This window comes from Populibacterium corticicola, assembly GCF_042683685.1.
Lineage (GTDB): Bacteria > Actinomycetota > Actinomycetes > Actinomycetales > Cellulomonadaceae > Timonella > Timonella corticicola.
Map to the genome: position 1 here is coordinate 1 of NZ_JBHUOP010000012.1, position 5,444 is coordinate 5,444.

The 5,444-nt window shown below is 53.1% G+C and carries 2 rRNA genes; both read left to right on the plus strand.

The window, feature by feature from the left end:
* The first annotated feature begins 341 nt into the window (after positions 1 to 341).
* Positions 342 to 1,878 (plus strand): 16S ribosomal RNA (locus ACFSYH_RS14865).
* Between the two features lie 372 nt (positions 1,879 to 2,250).
* A 23S ribosomal RNA gene (locus tag ACFSYH_RS14870) occupies positions 2,251 to 5,366 on the plus strand.
* The 16S and 23S rRNA genes sit together here, the layout of an rRNA operon.
* The last annotated feature ends 78 nt before the right edge of the window (positions 5,367 to 5,444 follow it).

Consider the following 5,444-nt stretch of genomic DNA (forward strand, 5'->3'; position numbering starts at 1 on the left):
GTGGGGGTTTGGGTTGGTGTGTGGTTGTTGTTTGATATCTCAATAGTGTGTTTGATTGTTAATGCCAAGTAGGGTGCACCTGGTTGTGTCTCATACCCTCTCGTATGTGGGAGTGTGTGGGGTGTGATGTTTGTGGGTGTACTCGAATGTTTTATATGTTTTATACATATTGGTGTTTAACACTAATAGTTTGTAGTAACCCAGCAATTCCTTTTCTTTTGAGGGTGTTTGTTGGGGTGCTAGTTATTAGTTTGAATGCTGGTATCAAATTTTGGTGCGCGTGATCGTTCACGAATGTTTCTTTGTGGATGGTGTGCGTGTGTCTATGAATGTAATGTTTTTTCATGGAGAGTTTGATCCTGGCTCAGGACGAACGCTGGCGGCGTGCTTAACACATGCAAGTCGAACGATGAAGAACACTACTTGTAGTGTTTGGATTAGTGGCGAACGGGTGAGTAACACGTGAGTAACCTGCCCTCCACTTTGGGATAACCATTGGAAACGGTGGCTAATACTGGATATGACAACTATTCGCATGGGTGGTTGTGGAAAGCTTTAGTGGTGGGGGATGGACTCGCGGCCTATCAGCTTGTTGGTGGGGTAATGGCCTACCAAGGCGACGACGGGTAGCCGGCCTGAGAGGGCGACCGGCCACACTGGGACTGAGACACGGCCCAGACTCCTACGGGAGGCAGCAGTGGGGAATATTGCACAATGGGCGAAAGCCTGATGCAGCGACGCCGCGTGGGGGATGAAGGCCTTCGGGTTGTAAACCCCTTTCAGTAAGGAACAAGGCCATATCTTTTGTGTGGTTGAGGGTACTTGCAGAAGAAGCGCCGGCTAACTACGTGCCAGCAGCCGCGGTAATACGTAGGGCGCAAGCGTTGTCCGGAATTATTGGGCGTAAAGAGCTCGTAGGCGGCTTGTCGCGTCTGCCGTGAAAGTCTAAGGCTTAACCTTAGATCTGCGGTGGGTACGGGCAGGCTAGAGTGCGGTAGGGGTGACTGGAATTCCTGGTGTAGCGGTGGAATGCGCAGATATCAGGAGGAACACCGATGGCGAAGGCAGGTCACTGGGCCGCAACTGACGCTGAGGAGCGAAAGCATGGGGAGCGAACAGGATTAGATACCCTGGTAGTCCATGCCGTAAACGTTGGGCACTAGGTGTGGGGCTCATTCCACGAGTTCCGCGCCGTAGCTAACGCATTAAGTGCCCCGCCTGGGGAGTACGGCCGCAAGGCTAAAACTCAAAGGAATTGACGGGGGCCCGCACAAGCGGCGGAGCATGCGGATTAATTCGATGCAACGCGAAGAACCTTACCAAGGCTTGACATACACCGGAATTATTCAGAGATGGGTAAGTCTTCGGACTGGTGTACAGGTGGTGCATGGTTGTCGTCAGCTCGTGTCGTGAGATGTTGGGTTAAGTCCCGCAACGAGCGCAACCCTCATCCTATGTTGCCAGCACGTGATGGTGGGGACTCATGGGAGACTGCCGGGGTCAACTCGGAGGAAGGTGGGGATGACGTCAAATCATCATGCCCCTTATGTCTTGGGCTTCACGCATGCTACAATGGCCGGTACAAAGGGTTGCGATCCTGTGAGGGTGAGCGAATCCCAAAAAGCCGGTCTCAGTTCGGATTGGGGTCTGCAACTCGACCCCATGAAGTCGGAGTCGCTAGTAATCGCAGATCAGCAACGCTGCGGTGAATACGTTCCCGGGCCTTGTACACACCGCCCGTCAAGTCACGAAAGTTGGTAACACCCGAAGCCGATGGCCTAACCCTTTGGGAGGGAGTCGTCGAAGGTGGGATTGGCGATTGGGACTAAGTCGTAACAAGGTAGCCGTACCGGAAGGTGCGGCTGGATCACCTCCTTTCTAAGGAGCATATGCAACGCGCTAGACGAGTGTTTTAGTGGTTGTGCTCAGGGTGGAACATTAACAAGTGGCTTCCAAGTCTTTGTGGCTGTCTTTCTCTAGTACCTACTCACATGTTGTGTGTGTGGTGGAACGGTGGCGGTTGAAGGGGTTGGTGGCGTTCAAGCACACTGTTGGGTTATGAGGCTTCAACTGCCTTGAAACCTCCATGAGTCATGTCTGGCCCCCTTCCTTGTGTGTGGGTGGTTGGGTGTGGGTGTGTGGTTGTTGTTTGAGAACTGGATAGTGGACGCGAGCATCTAAATCAGATGAATAGCATGGCGCAACAGTGTTGTGGTCATGTATTTTTCTGGTGTTCTGTAGATTTTGTTGTTGTAAGTTTTTAAGAGCATATGGTGGATGCCTTGGCATTAGGAGCCGATGAAGGACGTTGTAGCCTGCGTTAAGCCTCGGGGAGTTGGCAAACAAGCTGTGATCCGAGGGTGTCCGAATGGGGAAACCCACCTGGAGTCATGTCCAGGTACTCCCTGCTGAATGTATAGGCAGGGTAGAGGGAACGTCGGGAAGTGAAACATCTTAGTACCGGCAGGAAGAGATATTCCGTGAGTATTGGCGAGAGAAAGCGGAACAGGCCAAACCATGAGCGTGTGATACTCGGCAGAGGTTGCGTTTGTGGGGTTGTGGGACCATGCGGTTGATACTGCCGTGTCAACACACAGTGAAAAGTGCGCGTGTAGGTGAAGCCCTTGGGAAGGGGTGGCGTAGAGGGTGATACCCCCGTAACCGAAACATGTGTGCCTGTGGTGTGGGATCCCAAGTAGCACGGGGCCCGAGAAATCTCGTGTGAATCTGGCAAGACCACTTGCTAAGCCTAAATACTACCTAATGACCGATAGCGGATTAGTACCGTGAGGGAATGGTGAAAAGTAGCCCGGGAGGGCAGTGAAATAGTACCTGAAACCATATGCTTACAATCCGTCGGAGCCTCCTTGGTTGGGGTGACGGCGTGCCTTTTGAAGAATGAGCCTGCGAGTTAGTGCTCAGTGGCGAGGTTAACCCGTGTGGGGTAGCCGTAGCGAAAGCGAGTCTGAATAGGGCGCCATAGTCGCTGGGTCTAGACCCGAAGCGAAGTGATCTACCCATGGGCAGGTTGAAGCGCGGGTAAGACCGCGTGGAGGACCGAACCCACCTAGGTTGAAAACTGGGGGGATGACCTGTGGGTAGGGGTGAAAGGCCAATCAAACTTCGTGATAGCTGGTTCTCCCCGAAATGCATTTAGGTGCAGCCTTACATGTTTCTTACCGGAGGTAGAGCTACTGGATAGCCGATGGGCCTTACCAGGTTACTGACGTTAGCCAAACTCCGAATGCCGGTAAGTTAGAGTGTAGGAGTGAGACTGCGGGGGATAAGCTCCGTAGTCGAGAGGGAAACAGCCCAGACCACCAGCTAAGGCCCCTAAGCGTGTGCTAAGTGGGAAAGGATGTGGAGTTGCATAGACAACCAGGAGGTTGGCTTAGAAGCAGCCACCCTTGAAAGAGTGCGTAATAGCTCACTGGTCAAGTGATTCTGCGCCGACAATGTAGCGGGGCTCAAGTACACCGCCGAAGCTGTGGCATTCACACATGAAAGCAAGCCTTTGTGGTTCAGTTGTGTGGATGGGTAGGGGAGCGTCGTGTGGGCGATGAAGCTGCAGAGGAATCTAGTGGTGGAGACTACACGAGTGAGAATGCAGGCATGAGTAGCGAAAGACGGGTGAGAAACCCGTCCGCCGGATGATCAAGGGTTCCAGGGTCAAGTTAATCTGCCCTGGGTTAGTCGGGACCTAAGGCGAGGCCGACAGGCGTAGTCGATGGATAACCAGTTGATATTCTGGTACCGGTGTAACACCGCCCAACACAAAACATTGTAATCTCCCTCTTTATATGCGCGTGCTTGCTTGTCCCTTCGGGGGTGAGTTGAGTGTTGTGTGTGTGACGCGGGAGTGCGTGGTGTGGCGTGAGCGTATTAACAGGGGTGACGCAGGAAGGTAGCCAAACCGTCGCGATGGTTGTCGACGGCCAAGGATGTAGCCCAGGTTCTAGGTAAATCCGGGATCTGTTATAGGGGTGAGATCTGATGGGGTTAAGTTGGTGATCCTCTGCTGCCTAGAAAAACCTCGACGTGAGGTGTGAGCCGCCCGTACCCTAAACCGACTCAGGTGATCAGGTAGAGAATACTAAGGCGATCGAGATAATTATGGTTAAGGAACTCGGCAAAATGCCCCCGTAACTTCGGGAGAAGGGGGGCCCTGAGCGTGAACACCTGTGCGGTGGTAAGCGTGTAAGGGTCGCAGAGACCAGGGAGAAGCGACTGTTTACTAAAAACACAGGTCCGTGCGAAGACGCAAGTCGATGTATACGGACTGACGCCTGCCCGGTGCTGGAAGGTTAAGAGGACTGGTCAACCACCTTTGGTGGTGAAGCTGAGAATTTAAGCCCCAGTAAACGGCGGTGGTAACTATAACCATCCTAAGGTAGCGAAATTCCTTGTCGGGTAAGTTCCGACCTGCACGAATGGCGTAACGACTTCTCCGCTGTCTCAACCATAAACTCGGCGAAATTGCAGTACGAGTAAAGATGCTCGTTACGCGCAGCAGGACGGAAAGACCCCGGGACCTTTACTATAGCTTGGTATTGGTGTTCGGTAGTGTATGTGTAGGATAGGTGGGAGACTGTGAAGCAGGCACGCTAGTGTGTGTGGAGTCATCGTTGAAATACCACTCTTATGCTTTCGGATACCTCAACCTCGGACCCTGATCGGGTTCAGGGACAGTGCCTGGTGGGTAGTTTAACTGGGGCGGTTGCCTCCTAAAATGTAACGGAGGCGCTCAAAGGTTCCCTCAGCCTGGTTGGCAATCAGGTGTTGAGTGTAAGTGCACAAGGGAGCTTGACTGTGAGACTGACAGGTCGAACAGGGACGAAAGTCGGAACTAGTGATCCGGCCATGGCTTGTGGAAGCGTGGTCGCTCAACGGATAAAAGGTACCCCGGGGATAACAGGCTGATCTTGCCCAAGAGTCCATATCGACGGCATGGTTTGGCACCTCGATGTCGGCTCGTCGCATCCTGGGGCTGGAGTAGGTCCCAAGGGTTGGGCTGTTCGCCCATTAAAGCGGTACGCGAGCTGGGTTTAGAACGTCGTGAGACAGTTCGGTCCCTATCCGCTGCGCGCGTAGGAAACTTGAATAGACCTGTCCCTAGTACGAGAGGACCGGGACGGACGAACCTCTGGTGTGCCAGTTGTACCGCCAGGTGCATGGCTGGTTGGCTACGTTCGGAAGGGATAACCGCTGAAAGCATCTAAGCGGGAAGCCTGCTATGAGATAAGGTTTCCAACCCCCGTGTGGGGTGTAGGCACCCAAGAGATTATTGGGTTGATAGGCCAGAGGTGGACGCACAGACTAACGATGTGTGGAGCTGACTGGTACTAATATGCCAACAACTTACAATCAACAATGTTTCCTCTTCGATCCTCATGACCCTGAAACGGGGTTGTGTGTGAGTGTGTGTTCGCGTCCACTAGCCGGTT